We start from the raw sequence: 14,376 nt of genomic DNA, 5'->3' as shown, positions 1-14,376 counted from the left end.
AAGTGGCTTTGAGGCCCTCGCCAGGCGAGGACCATTCTGAGGTAGCAATTCCGACACTCTGCTCGATCGCGACGTTCAAAGGCGAGATGAAGGAGCTGAATAGCCTCCGTGTCGAGTTTCAGGGTTCGGAGCGACTCACCTCGCAGAACCGGCTTCCAAGCTCAGGCTCCTGGAACAGCGAAAAACCAGGGTGGCTCTCAGCGTCCGGCTACCTATTGGCTACCTGGGAGGAAACGGTTCAAAGGGCAGATGCCGGTAGCCCTTTGAAAGTATTGGTGAGCGCGCTGGGACTCGAACCCAGGACCCTCTGATTAAAAGTTAGGTGCTATTTCGCTCATATGTTTGCCTTGTGACGCATCGTGTGCCACGAACCCTTGTGGCGCAAGCGTTTTCGTTGCACATTGTGTTTGATCCTAAGTTGTCATTGCTGATCGCGTGCTTACTATGTGATTACCGAGCCGATCATGGCTTCTTCTGACCAGCCGCCCATCAAGCTCACCAAACGTGTGGTCGACGCGCTCGCCCCCACCGACAAAGACAGGGTTATCTTTGATGCGGAGCTGCCGGGCTTCGGCCTCAAGATCACGCCATCTGGCCGCAAAGTCTTCCTGGTCCAGTACCGCTACCCGCCAGGACGAACCGGGCGCATCCGACGCTACACGATCGGAGCCTATGGCGAGAGCCTGACCCCGGATCAGGCCCGGAACATTGCCGTTCAAGTGAAGGGCAAGCTGGCCCACGGCATCGACCCAGTCACCCAACGCGAGTTGCTTCACGCCGAGGCGGCCCGGGCCGCCCAGGAGAAGAAGCGGACAATGGCCATCACGGTCGAGGCCATTGCGACCACCTTCGTCGCGCGCCACGCCAAACCCCGCCTGAGAAGCTGGCGCGAGTACGAGCGGATGCTCCGGGATTATGTCCTGCCCGACTGGGGATCGCGTCCGATCACCGAGATCCAGCGCTCCGATGTGGCCACCCTCCTGGACGCGATCGAGGAAAGGCGCAGCGCTGCTCTGGCCGACCACGTGCTGGCGGTTATCCGCAAGCTGTTCAACTGGCATGCCGCCCGGGATGAGCGCTTTCACAGTCCACTGGTCAAGGGCATGACCCGAACTAGCCACACAGCCCGAGCCCGCGACCGCGTGCTGAGCGACGCCGAGATCAGAGCCCTTTGGCAGAGCCTGCAGCAAATCCCCTACCCGTTCGGCCCGTTCGTTCAGCTGTTGCTGCTGACGGCCCAACGTCGGGACGAGGTCGCGCATATGCGGTGGCGCGAGATTGATAGGGACCTCTGGACCATTCCCCGGGAGCGCTACAAGAACGGCAGGGCCAATACCGTTCCGCTGACTGAGGAGGTGCAATCCATCCTGGCGGCCCTTCCCCGCTCGGGTGAGTACGTGTTTAGCACCATAGGCCGCACGCCGATCTCCGGCTTCTCGAAGGCCAAGGCTGGCATTGATCGCACCAGCGGCGTCACGGGGTGGCGGTTGCACGATCTGCGTCGCACCGCACGCTCCCTGATGAGCCGCGCCGGCATCAGCGGCGAGATCGCCGAGCGGGTCCTTGGCCACACGATTCCGGGTGTGGCTGGCATTTATGATCGCCACGATTATGTGCTCGAAAAGCGCGATGCCCTTCAGAAGCTCGCGGCTGAAATCACACGCATTGTTGCTTGAGTGCCACCTTGGGCAAGCCACCGCGCATCCTGTGCACGCGTGAGCAGCCTACACAGACCCTTTTGCCCCAATTCTGCCCCACGCGGCAGCCGGTCTTGCTGTGCGATAAGCCCTTGAAATTGCTGAATCCGTTATGGCGGATTGCCACAACTAGAAAGTATTCTGTAGCAATATGCCACAAGAATTCTTTTCTTGGTTCCGCACAAAAGCTATTCCCACCAACATCGACTCGAATAGGAAAGGAAAGTGCAAGTAGCCATAACCGTTACGGCTCACGGTGATACAATCGAGAAGTTGTCCACAATCAACTTCATCTTCCCAGGATCAGCATCTTGCAACTTTCTATTCACAACACAGTTCTTGGGACAGAACCCGACAGAGTGGACAACGATGACCAGCGCCCACCCAACAATGAAGGCAAAAGCCGCGCCAAAATCGCTTCAGCAGCCTCGGCCATCACTCGCGCACGAGCCATCTGAGCCGCACCTGTTGCAGCACCTGCGGACACCCGAGGCCGCTCGCTACCTCGGCGTCTCGGCCTCGTTTTTGAACCACGCTCGGCTGCGCGGCACCGGCCCGACCTACAAGAAGCTCTCGCCCAAGCTGATCGTCTACAGCATTGACGACCTGCGCACGTGGGCCAACAGCAAGAGCCGCTGCTCGACTAGCAACTCTGGCCCGTCGCGGGCCTAGTCTGACCTGTTCCCGAGCAATCCCATGTCGAAGCAGCCACAACAGCCTCCCACCCTCATCCGGACCCCGATTGAGCTCGCTTGTCTACCGGTCGACACGATCGTTTCCGCCGCAGAGGTCGCGCTCTTCCTCGGGTGCTCGGTCGCGTTGCTCCACCGCTGGGAGCGAGAAGGCCGTGGCCCGTTCTGCCTGAGACCCGCGTCCTGCACCGATGCTGTTGAATATCGGATCGGCGATGTCCGGCGCTGGATGGCCTTGCCTGTCGTGAAGGCTGGCACATGAGCGGCGCCCGGCCGGGATGACCACCGGATTTGCCGCCTAAAAGACCTGACCAGGCAAACTGAAATCGGATTTTGAGAGCAACACGATGAACGACTGCAAACTTGGAAAGGCCATGGCAAGTGACAGTGAGGTCGAAAGCTCGCCAAAAGACCCCTCAAATCCTTCTGCCGCACGGCGTTCGTCTTGCGGCCGCTCGCGCGCTTCCCTCGCGCGCACGCGTAGTTCGTAATAGGATCAGTAAATCCCACGATCTTCCCGTGTCAGCCCGCCCCCGCCGGTGGTCGTCCGATCGGCTCACGAAAGCTCAAGTTGTGGCCATGCTCGATGCGGCTGATTTCGCCTATGCGATTGGGTACCCACTCAATCTTTGCATCGACATCAACTGGTCCCGCACGTGGGTCGGAGATGATCCGGATGGTCGGATTCTCGGTCGGCTGATGGAACTGAGCAGGAAATGGCTCAAGCCGCGATACTGCGAGGTCTTCGCGCAGATTGCGGTTCGTGAGAATCCCGACGGCTGCCCCAACACGCACATCCTGATGCATTGTCCTCCCGCGGTCCTTCGTGGCTTCAAGGAGCAGGTGCGCAATGTGCTCGACGAGGAATGCCATGGCTTGAACGATCGTGCCGTTGCGTTCACGCGTGTTGGCAGAGGGAACCCAACTTTGCAAGCGACCATGGGGAAGCTGAAGTACCTGTGCAAAGGAATGGACCCTGAGGACGCCGAGGAGTTTGGTATCGACTGCGGACCGCAAGGGTGGATCTACGGCAAGCGCGCATCCATCTCGCAAGACATTCACCGAACAGCTCGCAAGCGATATGCAGAATCTGCGGGACACTGAGGGCCTCATGACATTCAGCAGAAGCGAGTTGCAGTTGCAGTTGCAGTTGCAGTTGCAGTTGCAGTTGCAGTTGCAGTTGCAGTTGCAGTTGCAGTTGCAGTTGCAGTTGCAGTTGCAGTTTGCACCCAAAGCTGCAGGTGCTGCAACCTATCGCCCATTGCATAACAAGCTGATTATACAGGAATTTTCAGCCCATTACGACCAATAGTTATCTGCAGTGCAACCTTCTTTGGCAAATGATTTCGCGATAATACAGGTGGCATTCATGGGTGGTGTTGGATCAGGCAATCTATCGATATGGCGTTCACGCCGTGGTCTTGTCGAACGTGCTTACGCACTGGATATTGCGTCGCTCGCCCGTGCCGGTCGACTACGGCTCGGTACAGAGATGGAAGGGCAATGGAGCGCTGCCGCTCCTCTCAGATCTCGCAGCCTCACGATCCAGTACTGCGGCGATCTAACTGATCCCGAGGCCGCAAGCCTCACCTTCTCATTCCAGATGCACGAGGTTAGACGTTATCAGACGGTGAGGCTCGTCGCGACGAAGCCGCACCTTGGCGGCATTCGCCTGTGGTTTATCTGTCCAATGATGCAGAAGCGGGCTCGCATTCTCTATTTGCCCGAAGGCGGCAAGCAGTTCGCATCCCGCGAGGCTCATGCCCTTGCCTATCGTTCACAAAGCGAGTCGGACCTCTTCCGAAACATCACCCAAGCTCAGAATATCAGGGCGCGTCTCAATGGCAGTCTATCGATTCATGATTCTTGGCCACCTCGACCTTCCGGCATGCATCAGCGCACTTACGATCGCCTGCGGGCAGAAGCACTGAGGATCGAGAACAGGGCACTTGCGGCTCTCGACAGGCTCACCCCTAAACGCGAAAACGAAGACGCAAAAACCAAGGATTGATCGGCGCAGCCGGAATGCTGCTCATATTGAGAATATGCCACCATTGCTGATAGTCAGCTTTCGATCCAAGTGCAGACAACCAAGCAAATTCCGCTTCGTGCCATGAGCAGTCCTTCCCTTAAAATGCCTTGCCTCAGTCCGACAGCACCTACCCAGGTTTCAGCCGCGGGGCCGAAGCGCCTCGACGAGAGCCTTCAGACGAGCGATCTCGCTCTCCAAAAGTTGCACCCGGGCTTGAAGTTGCAGCAGTTCCTCGCCTGTCAAATCATCGATGCCAGAAAGCGCCTCGGAATACAAACGCATCCTCTCCAGAAACCACTTCATCTTTCTTCCTCGTCTTTCGGACACTCTCAGATCCGCGATAAAGTCGTCAGTGAGCGTCGCAGCAGATCGACTTCATCATTTGCGAACAGGTGATCCATGCGGAGATGAAACCGACCCCAATGGGGGATGGCAGCGGCCAACAGGTCTCTGCCGGCTCGCGTCAGGGAGAGCCTACGGCCGCGGCTGTCATCGGGATTGACCGTCACCGCGACAAGCCCGCGTTGCTTCAACGGCTTGAGGATTGCGGTAATCGTCGTGCGATCCCTGCCGAGCCGTTCCGCGACCGACGCAATCCCCTGCGCGGGTGTCTGCCTGAGCAAGGCGAGGAGCTCAAATTGCCCATTGGTCAGGTCGAGCGGTCGTAGCGCCTCGTCGAGACGTCGCGCGACCACACGGGCGGCGCGCTGCAGATGCAAGCCAAGGCAGTGATCGAGAATATAGCAAGTGATCTCGAGCGGAACGTCGTCGTGCACGTTGAAATACTCGTCCTGGTTCAGAGCCCATGGCTCGGATCTGCGCTATTCGGCTGCCGCAGCAACAACAGCAAGTCTTTGCGACTCAGTGCCTTGCTTTTCCTCATCGACGACCTCAGGCTTGATCCGGAACCACGCCGCATAGAGGGCCGGCAGGAAGAGCAGAATTAGCACCGTGCCGACCGCCGTGCCGCCGATCAGCGTGTAAGCCATCGATCCCCAGAAGACGGAGTGTGTGAGGGGAATGAAGGCCAGTACGGCGGCAAGCGCGGTCAGGATCACGGGCCTCGTGCGTTGCACCGTGGCCTCGATGACGGCGTGATAGGCGTCGAGGCCGGCAGCGCGGTTCTCCTTGATCTGTTCGGTCAGGATCAGTGTATTGCGCATCAGGATGCCGGCCAGTCCGATCAGGCCCAGGATGGCGTTGAACCCGAAGGGCTGGTTGAAGGTGAGCAACATAGGCACGACGCCGACAAGGCCAAGCGGTGCCGTCAGCAGCACCATGGCCATTGTCGAGAAGGATCGCACCTGCAGCATGATGACGATCAGCGTGACGGCGATCATGGCCGGGAAGACTTTACCCAACGCCGCGTTGGCCTTGGCCGCCTCCTCGATCGACCCCCCCATTTCGATGCGATAGCCGACCGGAAGGGATGCAATCAGCGGCTGAAGGGCCGTCATGATCTGCTTGGAAACCTCCGGAGGCTGTGTCGCCTCATTGATGTCCGAGCGGATCGTGATGACGGGCGTGCGATCGCGGCGCTTCAGGATCGGCTCTTCCAGACGGATTTCCGAATGGCCGATCTGGTCGAGCGGAATCTGGCGGCCGTCCCGGCTCGTCAGTGAGAAATCCGCGAGACGCGTCGGATCCAGCCGCTCGCCGCCGGCGCTGCGGGCCACGATGGGGACATTGCGGATGTCCTCGCGGACCTGCGTCACGGCGATGCCGGTGAGGAGGAATTGGAGCTGCCGGCCAACCTCCGCCGGCGAGAGGCCGAGGAGGTTCAGGCGATCCTGATCCGGGATGAAGCGCAACACGGGCGTGCGGTTGCCCCAATCGCGGTTGGCCTGCCGCACGTCCGGGATGCCCCGCATCGTATCGAGGGCTTTTTCAGAGATCGCGTACAGCTGCGCGGGATCGGGTCCCATGACCCGGAACTCGACCGGGAACGGCGTGTAGGGGCCGAACACAAGCTGAGTGACGCGCACATAGGCCTCGGGTGCGAGCCCCTGTGACACCGCCTCTCGGAGCCGGCGCTTCAAAGCCTCGCGCGCCTCAGCGTCCGGTGTCAGCACGACGATCTTGGCGAAGGCAGGATCAGGCAGTTCCGGCGCCATCGCGAAGAAGAAGCGGGGAGCGCCCTGACCGACATAGCTCGTGACGATCTTGGCCTCGGGCTGGTCGTCCAGCCAGTGTTCGAGCTTCTCGACGGTGGCGGTCGTCGTCTGGATGCTGGTGCCTTCCGGCAGGCGAACCTCCACCAGCACTTCGGGGCGGTCGGATGTCGGGAAGAACTGCTGTTTGACGGCGCCCATGCCGACGCCGGAAAGCGCGAAGGCGATGCCGACGATGCCGCAGGTGACAAACTTGTGGCGCACGGCGAAGGTGATGAGCCGTCGCAGACGCCGATAGTTCGATGTGTCGTAGATCGCATGGTGACCACCCTCGATCGGTTTGATCGCGGGCAGCATCTTGACGCCGAGATAGGGCGTGAAGACCACCGCGACGATCCAGGAGACGATGAGGGCGAACCCCACGACCCAGAAGATGTTGCCGGCGTATTCGCCGGCCGTCGAGCGTGCGAAGCCCACCGGCAGGAATCCGGCGATCGTCACGAGTGTTCCGGACAGCATCGGCGCCGCCGTGTGGCTCCACGCATAGGCCGCCGCCTTGATGCGGTCCATGCCCTCTTCCATTTTCACCACCATCACCTCGATGGCGATGATGGCGTCGTCCACGAGAAGACCAAGCGCCAGGATGAGGGCGCCGAGCGTGATGCGGTCGAAGAACCGGCCGGTTTCGAGCATGATGAGGAACACGACGGCAAGCGTCAGAGGGACGGCGGCCGCCACGACGATGCCGACGCGCCAGCCGAGGCTGAGCAGGCTCACCAGCAGCACCACGCCGAGCGCCATTGCGAACTTCATCATGAACTCGTCAACCGCCGAGGTGATGTTGACGGCCTGGTCGGTCACCTTGTCGAGTGTCATCCCGAGCGGCAGTGTTTGTGCGATGGCCGCCGTCCTCTCCTCCAGCGCCTTGCCGAGCGCGAGGCCATCCCAGCCCTCTTGCATCACCGCCGCGAGCATGATGGTGGGCTCACCCTGGCGTCGAATGAGGTAGGTGGGAGGATCTTCATAGCCGCGGCGGACCTCGGCGATGTCGGAGAGCTTCAGCGTCCGCCCCGCAGCGACGATCGGCGTGTCGGCGATCGCCTGAACGCTGTCATAGGCGCCGTCGACCCGGATGAAGACCCGCGGCCCCTGGGTGTCGATCGAACCTGCCGGTGTGACGGTGTTCTGCCGCTGCAAGGCGGCGACGATATCCTGTGCCGATACGCCGAGGGTTGCCAGTTTGGCATAGGAGAATTCGACAAATATCTGTTCGGGTCGTTCACCGAGAATGTTGATCTTCTTGACGCCGGGCACATGCAGGAGGTCCTGGCGGATCACCTCGGCCTGCCGAACCAGCTCACGCATCGGCATGCCCTTGGCCTTGAGTGCATAGAGGGCGAAGCTCACATCCGAATATTCGTCGTTGACGAAGGGGCCGAAGACGCCGGCCGGCAGGCTGCGGGCCTCGTCCCCGAGCTTCTTACGGGCTTGGTAGAACTCCTCCTGCACGACCGATGGCGGTGTGCTGTCCTTCAGCGTCACCGTCATGTACGCGTAGCCCGGACGGGTGGTCGTCTCGACCCGGTCGTACCAGGTCAATTCCTGAAGCCGCTTCTCCAACGGTTCGGCAACGAGGTCCTGCATCTCGCGCGCCGTCGCGCCCGGCCATGCCGTCGTGACCGTCAGGGTCTTGATGGTGAAGGAGGGGTCCTCCGCTCGTCCAAGCATGACGAAGGAGTAGGCGCCAGCGGCCACCAGCAGGAGGATGAAGAACAGGGTGACGGCCCGTTCGCGAACGGCGAGAGCGGAAAGATTGAGGCTCATCAGTTGCTCCTGCTTTCCAACGCAGTCCTGACGCGAGCGCCCTCCTGGAGGAGATGAGCGCCGAGCGAAACAATCGGATCACCAGAGCTCAATCCGGAGATCACGGCGGTTTCGCCGCTCACCCGAACAAGCTTGACGGGCTGAAAGCGTACGGTCGAGGTAGCGCTGTCCAAGACCCAAACGCCGGTCTTCCGGCCGTCGTTGAGCACGGCTCCCAGCGGCACCTGGACTTCCGGCTGGTCCGCTTGACTGGCCAGCCGAACGGTGACCGTCGCGCCGAGCGGTGCTGCCGCGGCCTCGCCGTCGAGCACATAGCGGGCCTCATAGGTCCGGGTCTGGGGATCGGCGGCGTCCGACAACTGCCGAAGGTGTGCCGTGTAGCGACGCTCACCATCCCCATACACGGTAGCCGAGGCCACCGAGCCGATCGCCGGCCGGATCGTTTCGGGAAGCGCGATCACCGCTTCACGGGGGCCGGCCTGGGCAAGCCGAACCACGGTCTGGCCGGCGGAGACGACCTGACCCGGCTCGCCAAGCGTTTCGACCACCGTTCCATCCGCGTCCGCCACCAGGACCGAGTAGGTTGCCTCGTTCTCGGCAACCCGTGCTTCGGCTTCAGCGGCGGCGAGTTGCGCCTCGGCCGTATCCGACGCGGCTTTCGCTTGCTCATAGCGCTGTCGGGAAGCCCATCCGTTGCTGACCAAGTTCGCGTATCGCCGCTCATCCGCATCCGTCTGAACGACGGATGCACGCGCTGCGGCAACGGCGTTGCGCTTCGCCGTGAGCGCCAGGCGAAGGTCGGTTTCGTCGATCCGCATCAGCGGCTGACCAGCTTTGACCTGCTGACCGACATTCACAAGCCGTTCCACGATCTTGCCGGCAACGCGAAAACCGAGGTTGCTCTGCACCCTCGCCCCAATGATGCCCGTGAAACTGCGTTCGGATCCGGTCACCCGCGCTGCCGTCGCCAGTCTGACGATCGGTGGCTCCTGCCTCGGGTCACTCACCGCAGAGGCGTCCTGCGTGCGAAAGGAAAGAGTGAGGACTGCGGCCGCCCCGGACACTGCGATCAGGAAGCCCCCCAACGCGATAGCTGGTTTCTTCTTCATGCCCATCGCCTCTCACAAATTAGATTGCATTCGCACTCTATATTCGATATAGATTATGAATGCAATCTAAAAAAGGAGATTGGCGATGCGAGTAAGTCGCGTTCAGGCTGAGAAAAACCGGCAAACCGTAATCGATGTTGCCAGCCGCCTCTTTCGGGAACACGGCTTTGATGGGATCGGCCTTAAGGACCTGATGGAGAGTGCCGGGCTGACCCAAGGCGCGTTTTACAAGCAGTTCGCGTCGAAGGACGACTTGGCGGCGCAGGCGTCCAGGCGGGCATTGGAGAGCGCCTTTCGCCGATGGTCAGCCGCAGCCGAGGCCAATCCGCAGGACCCGATTGGCGCGGTGATCGCGTTCTATCTCAGCATGGAGCATCGCGCAGAGAGGATGGACGGCTGCCCGATCGTTGCGCTCGGCTCAGATGCTGCCCGGCAGGGCATCGACGTGAAGGCGTCATTCGAAGCCGGGATCAGGGACTACCTCAAGATGCTCGGCCGTTGGGTTGGCGAGGCCGATGGCGAGGAGCCCAGCGGCAAGGCCATGGCCGCTCTCTCGACAATGGTCGGTGCGGTGGTCCTCTCGCGGGCGGTCAACGACGAGCGGCTGTCAAAGCAGTTCCTGCAAGCGGCCGCCAAGAGCGTGCTGGCGGGGTTGTCTGCCGGCGATGCCCAACAGGAACCGCTCCAATGATGGCAGATTCTCCAACAGAAGTGCGCTCCGCAACTGCTTCCATCTCCGAGTTGGCGGGATGCTTCGGGCTTGAGCTCGCTGCGAAGCTGGGAGACGGGAGCATCCGCCGCCCATCGGCGGTGGACGCGCATGGCACGTCGCCATGCCTGGTCGTGAGCAGGAAGCCGTGATGCCCGCGTTTTCGGTCACGAGCCCTGCGCCTTCCGGGCGCCGGCTGACTGGCGGGATCCTGTTCCTGCTCGCCGGGCTGGCCGCGCTCGGCGCGCTCGCCACCAACATCATCCTTCCTGCCTTTCCGCGGATTAGCGCCAGCCTCAGCGTTTCTTCCCAGGAACTCGGCCTGACGTTGAGCAGCTTCTTCGTTGCCTTCGCGGTCGGACAGCTTCTGGCCGGACCGCTCTCCGACCGCTTCGGCCGCAAATGGCTGGTGCTGGGAGGTCTTGCAGTCTTTGCCGCGGGCAGTGTCCTTTGTGCCTTCGCCGACACCTTGTCCTTCCTGGTCCTCGGCCGCGTCATCCAGGCGCTCGGGGCTTGCGCCGCCTCGGTCCTGTCGCGTGCCATTGCGCGGGACCTGTTCGACGGCGAGGCGCTCGCGCGGGCTCTGGCGCTGACCATGATCGCCGGTGCGGCTGCACCGGGCTTTTCGCCGCTGCTCGGAAGTGCGCTTGACAGCCTGTTTGGCTGGCGGATCACCTTCCTCGTCGTTGCGGCGTTTGGCGTGGTGCTCGCGCTGCATTATGCGACGAGCGTCGGCGAAACTCATCGGGCCGACCGCAGGGCGTCCCTGGCGGCTTCGGCGGCGGCATCCGCCTATGGCCGCCTGGCCATGGATCCACGCTTTCTCCTTCCTTCCGTGTCCGTGAGCCTTGTCATCGGTGGGCTCTACACCTTCTTCACAGCGGCGCCCGCCATCCTGATGAATGAGTTGGGCCTTACCGCCTTTCAGCTCGGATTGACCTTCGCGACGACCGTTCTGATCGTCTTCGCGGCTGGGTTTCTCGCGCCGCGCCTGGCTCACCGCTGGGGCCAGCGCACCATTGGCATGATCGGCCTCGTCATCGCGCTGGCTGGCAGCCTCTCTCTGTTCGCATCCGCCGCCGCGCCGGCCTTCATTCCCCTCACCACGGCGATCGCGCTGTATCTGCTCGGCATGGGATTGATCAATCCGCTCGGCACCGCGATCGCGATGCATCCGTTTGGACGGCAGGCCGGGCTGGCCTCCGCGCTGCTCGGGTTCCTCCAGATGGGCTGCGCGGCCGTTGGGGCCTCGTTCGCCAGCGTTCTGCCTCTTCAGCCGTCCGCGTCGCTTGCTGTCATCCTGACGACGGGTTCGGCGCTTGCCCTTCTGGTCTTTCTCCCTGTCGCAATGCGTCAGCCCAAAGCGGAGGTGCAAGCATGAATCACGTTCAACGCGACGCCCTGTATCGCAGAAGAAGCAAGCGGCGGTCGCGAGCGGGGGTCCGCACAGGATCGAGCCATGGCCGGGCCACGCTGCCCACGTACCCAGATCGAGAGGAAGAGTGATGCGACGGATTGTTGTAACAGGGATGGGCGCGGTCACGCCCCTTGCCGCAGATGTCGAAACGTCCTGGTCGCGTCTCCTGGCCAGTCGCTCGGGCATCCGGAGGCTTCCGGACGATATGGTGGGAGACTTGCAGGCGAAGATCGGCGGCGTGGTTCCCTCCTTGGAAGAAGACTCCGACGCTGGCTTCGATCCGAATACCGTCTTTGCCCCGAAGGACCAGCGCAAGGTAGATCGGTTCATCCTCTTCGGGCTCGCCGCTGCACAAGAGGCACTCGCTCAAGCGAAATGGACACCCGTCTCGGAAGCGGATCGCTTGCGCACAGCCACGATCATCGCTTCGGGCATCGGCGGGTTCCCCGCCATCACCGAGGCAGTGCGCACGGTCGACCAGCGCGGCGTCCGCCGTTTGTCGCCTTTCACGGTGCCGTCCTTCCTCGTGAATCTCGCGGCGGGCCAGATCTCGATCCGCTACGGCTTCAAGGGTCCACTCGGCGCACCGGTGACTGCGTGCGCGGCCGGCATCCAGGCGATCGGCGATGCCGCTCGTCTTATCCGCGCAAATGAAGCCGATATCGCCGTGTGCGGTGGAACGGAAGCATGCATAAACACCGTCAGCCTCGGTGGTTTCGCCGCAGCACGCTCTCTCTCCACCGGCTTTAATGAGACGCCGGCTCAAGCCTCGCGCCCCTTCGACGTGGCACGGGACGGCTTCGTCATGGGCGAAGGGGCCGGCATCCTGGTCATTGAGGAATTGAGCCACGCGCTTGCGCGCGGTGCGAGACCGCTCGCCGAGCTCGTCGGCTACGGCACGACAGCGGACGCTCATCACATCACCTCCGGCCCCGAGGACGGCGATGGTGCGCGCAGAGCCATGGAGATCGCGATTGCCCAAGCCGGCATTTCTGCGCGTGAGATACGCCACCTCAATGCGCACGCAACCTCCACGCCAGTCGGCGATCTGGGGGAAATCGAAGCGATCAGAAGGGTCTTCGGCACCGATTCCACCATCGCCGTCAGCGCAACGAAATCGGCAACCGGACACCTGCTCGGAGCCGCCGGTGGGCTTGGTGCCATCTTCGCAATCCTGGCGCTCAGGGATCAGGTGGCACCGCCGACACTCAATTTGAGCGCTCCCGATCCAGCCGGCGACGGGATCGACTTCGTCGCAAACCAGGCCCGGCCATTGGAGATGGACTACGCGATCTCGAACGGCTTCGGCTTCGGAGGCGTCAACGCCAGCGCGCTGTTCCGGCGCTGGACGGACGAGCTGGCCGGCGCGAGCACTGGGAGAGGCTCATGATCGAAACCTTGCTTCTTCATGTTTTTCCCAACCGATCAAAGAGATGACGGAGAGAACGATGTCGAAACAATCGATCAGCTCGACAACGGGCGCTTCCGACGCAGGTGTTGAAACAATGAACAGCTTCGCTGGAAAATGGGCGCTGATCACAGGAGCATCGAGTGGCCTCGGCGTTGAATTTGCAGATCTCCTGGCGGCGCAGAAGGTCAATCTCGTATTGGCGGCCCGCCGGCAGGAGCCGATGGAAAAGCTCGCCTCCAATCTTCACAGCAAATACGGGGTCGATGTGCTGGTCGAGGCAATCGATCTTGCCTCGCCCGGCGCGGCCATTCGCCTGAAAAGCAGTCTCGACGCGAAGTCGGTGGCGATCGACATCCTGCTGAACAATGCCGGATACGGCCTGCATGGCGATTTTCTGGAAACCCCGATCGAGCGCACCGTAGATATGATCCAGCTCGACATCACGGCGCTCACCGAGCTGACCTATCTCTTCGGACGCGACATGGCTACCCGGCGATCTGGATATATCCTTCTCGTCGCCAGCCTCCTGGCCTTCCAGGCCGTTCCCAGCTACGCGGCCTATGCGGCGACCAAGGCTTATGTGCTCGCCCTTGGTGAGGCCCTGCATGACGAGCTCCGCCCGCATGGTGTAATCGTGACAACCCTCTGCCCGGGGCACACTGCGACCGGGTTCGATGCGGCCGCTGGCGCAACCGCTTCAGCCATATTGCGTCTCCTCACTATGAAGCCACGTCCGGTCGCCGCGAGCGGTATTCGGGCACTCTTGCAAGGAAGGGCCACGGTGGTCGCAGGCCTGTCGAACAAGATAGCCGCCTTTTCAAACCGTCTGACGCCACGATCGATGCAAAGAGCCACGATGAGAAGAATAATGGGGTCTTAGGATCTGTGGCCCCACGCTACACCGCTCGAATAAGGGCGTGCTGATTGTCTGGTGGCGGACGTCCGTCGTTTGCGGCGGGCCTTTAAGGACAGCGGCTTGTCCATACTATTCCAGCGACAGCGCGACCACTGGCCTGCGCATTGGGACAGAGGAGTACACGCGCCCAGTGTCGGATGCGTTGTTCGAGGCGGGCATTTACGCGCCTGCGATGACCTATCCGGTCGTGGCCAACGGGGAAGCACGTTTGAGGTTTCAGGTCAGTGCGGTGCACACCGAAGGCGACCTGGATCAGGCGGCCCAGACGATCTCTCGGTGCATCGGGCAGACTTCGTCGTAAGCCCCCGCCGTCGATTGCTGTCGGTCGACCCGAGCTCATGCGAGCACGGATGCAAGAGCATTTTGGGCAGGTGCAGGTGCCAGCTCCGCCGAGACCGTGCTTTAAGCAAGTAGGTCTCGGACCGGCTAGAGTCCGCTCTGGGTCTTGGTTGTGTCAA

15 protein-coding genes are annotated in these 14,376 nt (G+C 61.8%); 11 read left to right on the top strand and 4 right to left on the bottom strand.

Annotation, left to right across the window (positions count from 1 at the left end):
* The 7 genes from AA309_RS36145 to AA309_RS25200 form a co-directional block, all read left to right on the top strand.
* Positions 1 to 311: hypothetical protein (locus AA309_RS36145; protein ID WP_047191784.1), on the top strand; the 311-nt coding region annotated here is incomplete at its 5' end.
* 153 nt (positions 312 to 464) lie between these two features.
* Positions 465 to 1,676 (top strand): tyrosine-type recombinase/integrase, encoded by a 1,212-nt coding sequence (locus AA309_RS25225; RefSeq protein ID WP_047191813.1) that lies wholly within the window; start codon positions 465 to 467, stop codon positions 1,674 to 1,676.
* A gap of 390 nt (positions 1,677 to 2,066) precedes the next feature.
* Positions 2,067 to 2,369: a helix-turn-helix transcriptional regulator gene (locus AA309_RS25220; RefSeq protein WP_244470494.1), complete on the top strand. Its 303-nt coding sequence runs from the start codon at positions 2,067 to 2,069 to the stop codon at positions 2,367 to 2,369.
* Positions 2,370 to 2,393: 24 nt separating this feature from the next.
* Positions 2,394 to 2,651: a helix-turn-helix transcriptional regulator gene (locus tag AA309_RS25215; RefSeq protein WP_047191783.1), complete on the top strand. Its 258-nt coding sequence runs from the start codon at positions 2,394 to 2,396 to the stop codon at positions 2,649 to 2,651.
* A 311-nt stretch (positions 2,652 to 2,962) separates the two neighbouring features.
* On the top strand, positions 2,963 to 3,493 hold the full coding sequence (locus tag AA309_RS25210; RefSeq protein WP_150117747.1) for a hypothetical protein: 531 nt from the start codon (positions 2,963 to 2,965) through the stop codon (positions 3,491 to 3,493).
* A gap of 7 nt (positions 3,494 to 3,500) precedes the next feature.
* Positions 3,501 to 3,701: a hypothetical protein gene (locus AA309_RS34660; RefSeq protein ID WP_047191781.1), complete on the top strand. Its 201-nt coding sequence runs from the start codon at positions 3,501 to 3,503 to the stop codon at positions 3,699 to 3,701.
* A gap of 57 nt (positions 3,702 to 3,758) precedes the next feature.
* Entirely contained in the window at positions 3,759 to 4,400 is a 642-nt protein-coding gene (locus tag AA309_RS25200; protein ID WP_150117746.1) for a hypothetical protein, read from the top strand.
* 159 nt (positions 4,401 to 4,559) lie between these two features.
* Here AA309_RS25200 and AA309_RS35975 read toward each other — a convergent pair whose 3' ends face one another.
* Genes AA309_RS35975 through AA309_RS25185 form a run of 4 tightly spaced genes read right to left on the bottom strand, consistent with a single transcriptional unit; the run spans position 4,560 to position 9,465 of the window.
* Entirely contained in the window at positions 4,560 to 4,703 is a 144-nt protein-coding gene (locus AA309_RS35975; RefSeq protein ID WP_166802376.1) for a hypothetical protein, read from the bottom strand.
* A gap of 47 nt (positions 4,704 to 4,750) precedes the next feature.
* Positions 4,751 to 5,197 (bottom strand): MarR family winged helix-turn-helix transcriptional regulator, encoded by a 447-nt coding sequence (locus AA309_RS25195; protein ID WP_200902048.1) that lies wholly within the window; start codon positions 5,195 to 5,197, stop codon positions 4,751 to 4,753.
* Between the two features lie 45 nt (positions 5,198 to 5,242).
* Entirely contained in the window at positions 5,243 to 8,356 is a 3,114-nt protein-coding gene (locus AA309_RS25190) for an efflux RND transporter permease subunit (RefSeq protein ID WP_047191779.1), read from the bottom strand.
* A complete protein-coding gene (locus AA309_RS25185) occupies positions 8,356 to 9,465 on the bottom strand; it encodes an efflux RND transporter periplasmic adaptor subunit (protein ID WP_047191810.1) in 1,110 nt (369 codons plus the stop codon). Before AA309_RS25185 ends, AA309_RS25190 begins: the two co-directional genes overlap by 1 nt.
* 85 nt (positions 9,466 to 9,550) lie before the next feature.
* Between AA309_RS25185 and AA309_RS25180 the strand changes: the two genes are divergently transcribed.
* From AA309_RS25180 to AA309_RS25165, 4 genes are all read left to right on the top strand, one after another.
* A complete protein-coding gene (locus tag AA309_RS25180) occupies positions 9,551 to 10,156 on the top strand; it encodes a TetR/AcrR family transcriptional regulator (protein ID WP_047191778.1) in 606 nt (201 codons plus the stop codon).
* 169 nt (positions 10,157 to 10,325) lie between these two features.
* Positions 10,326 to 11,555, top strand: a complete 1,230-nt coding sequence (locus AA309_RS25175; protein WP_047191777.1) for a multidrug effflux MFS transporter — start codon at positions 10,326 to 10,328, stop codon at positions 11,553 to 11,555.
* Between the two features lie 124 nt (positions 11,556 to 11,679).
* Positions 11,680 to 12,981, top strand: coding sequence for a beta-ketoacyl-ACP synthase II (gene fabF / locus AA309_RS25170; RefSeq protein WP_047191776.1), 1,302 nt, complete (start codon positions 11,680 to 11,682; stop codon positions 12,979 to 12,981).
* Positions 12,982 to 13,096: 115 nt separating this feature from the next.
* A complete protein-coding gene (locus AA309_RS25165) occupies positions 13,097 to 13,882 on the top strand; it encodes an SDR family NAD(P)-dependent oxidoreductase (protein WP_150117751.1) in 786 nt (261 codons plus the stop codon).
* The last annotated feature ends 494 nt before the right edge of the window (positions 13,883 to 14,376 follow it).

The sequence above is a fragment of the Microvirga vignae genome, assembly GCF_001017175.1.
In the GTDB taxonomy this organism is placed as follows: Bacteria; Pseudomonadota; Alphaproteobacteria; order Rhizobiales; family Beijerinckiaceae; genus Microvirga; species Microvirga vignae.
The sequence above is the reverse complement of the archived record's forward strand: the minus strand, read 5'-3'. Positions and strand labels throughout refer to the sequence as shown.

Coding starts and splice junctions, on each gene's coding strand:
- AA309_RS25225 (WP_047191813.1), top strand. CDS start 465: ATGGCTTCTTCTGACCAGCCGCCCATCAAGCTCACCAAACGTGTGGTC.
- AA309_RS25220 (WP_244470494.1), top strand. CDS start 2,067: ATGACCAGCGCCCACCCAACAATGAAGGCAAAAGCCGCGCCAAAATCG.
- AA309_RS35975 (WP_166802376.1), bottom strand. CDS start 4,703: ATGCGTTTGTATTCCGAGGCGCTTTCTGGCATCGATGATTTGACAGGC.
- AA309_RS25190 (WP_047191779.1), bottom strand. CDS start 8,356: ATGAGCCTCAATCTTTCCGCTCTCGCCGTTCGCGAACGGGCCGTCACC.
- AA309_RS25165 (WP_150117751.1), top strand. CDS start 13,097: ATGAACAGCTTCGCTGGAAAATGGGCGCTGATCACAGGAGCATCGAGT.
- AA309_RS25185 (WP_047191810.1), bottom strand. CDS start 9,465: ATGAAGAAGAAACCAGCTATCGCGTTGGGGGGCTTCCTGATCGCAGTG.
- AA309_RS25215 (WP_047191783.1), top strand. CDS start 2,394: ATGTCGAAGCAGCCACAACAGCCTCCCACCCTCATCCGGACCCCGATT.
- AA309_RS34660 (WP_047191781.1), top strand. CDS start 3,501: ATGACATTCAGCAGAAGCGAGTTGCAGTTGCAGTTGCAGTTGCAGTTG.
- AA309_RS25200 (WP_150117746.1), top strand. CDS start 3,759: ATGGGTGGTGTTGGATCAGGCAATCTATCGATATGGCGTTCACGCCGT.
- AA309_RS25175 (WP_047191777.1), top strand. CDS start 10,326: ATGCCCGCGTTTTCGGTCACGAGCCCTGCGCCTTCCGGGCGCCGGCTG.
- AA309_RS25180 (WP_047191778.1), top strand. CDS start 9,551: ATGCGAGTAAGTCGCGTTCAGGCTGAGAAAAACCGGCAAACCGTAATC.
- fabF (WP_047191776.1), top strand. CDS start 11,680: ATGCGACGGATTGTTGTAACAGGGATGGGCGCGGTCACGCCCCTTGCC.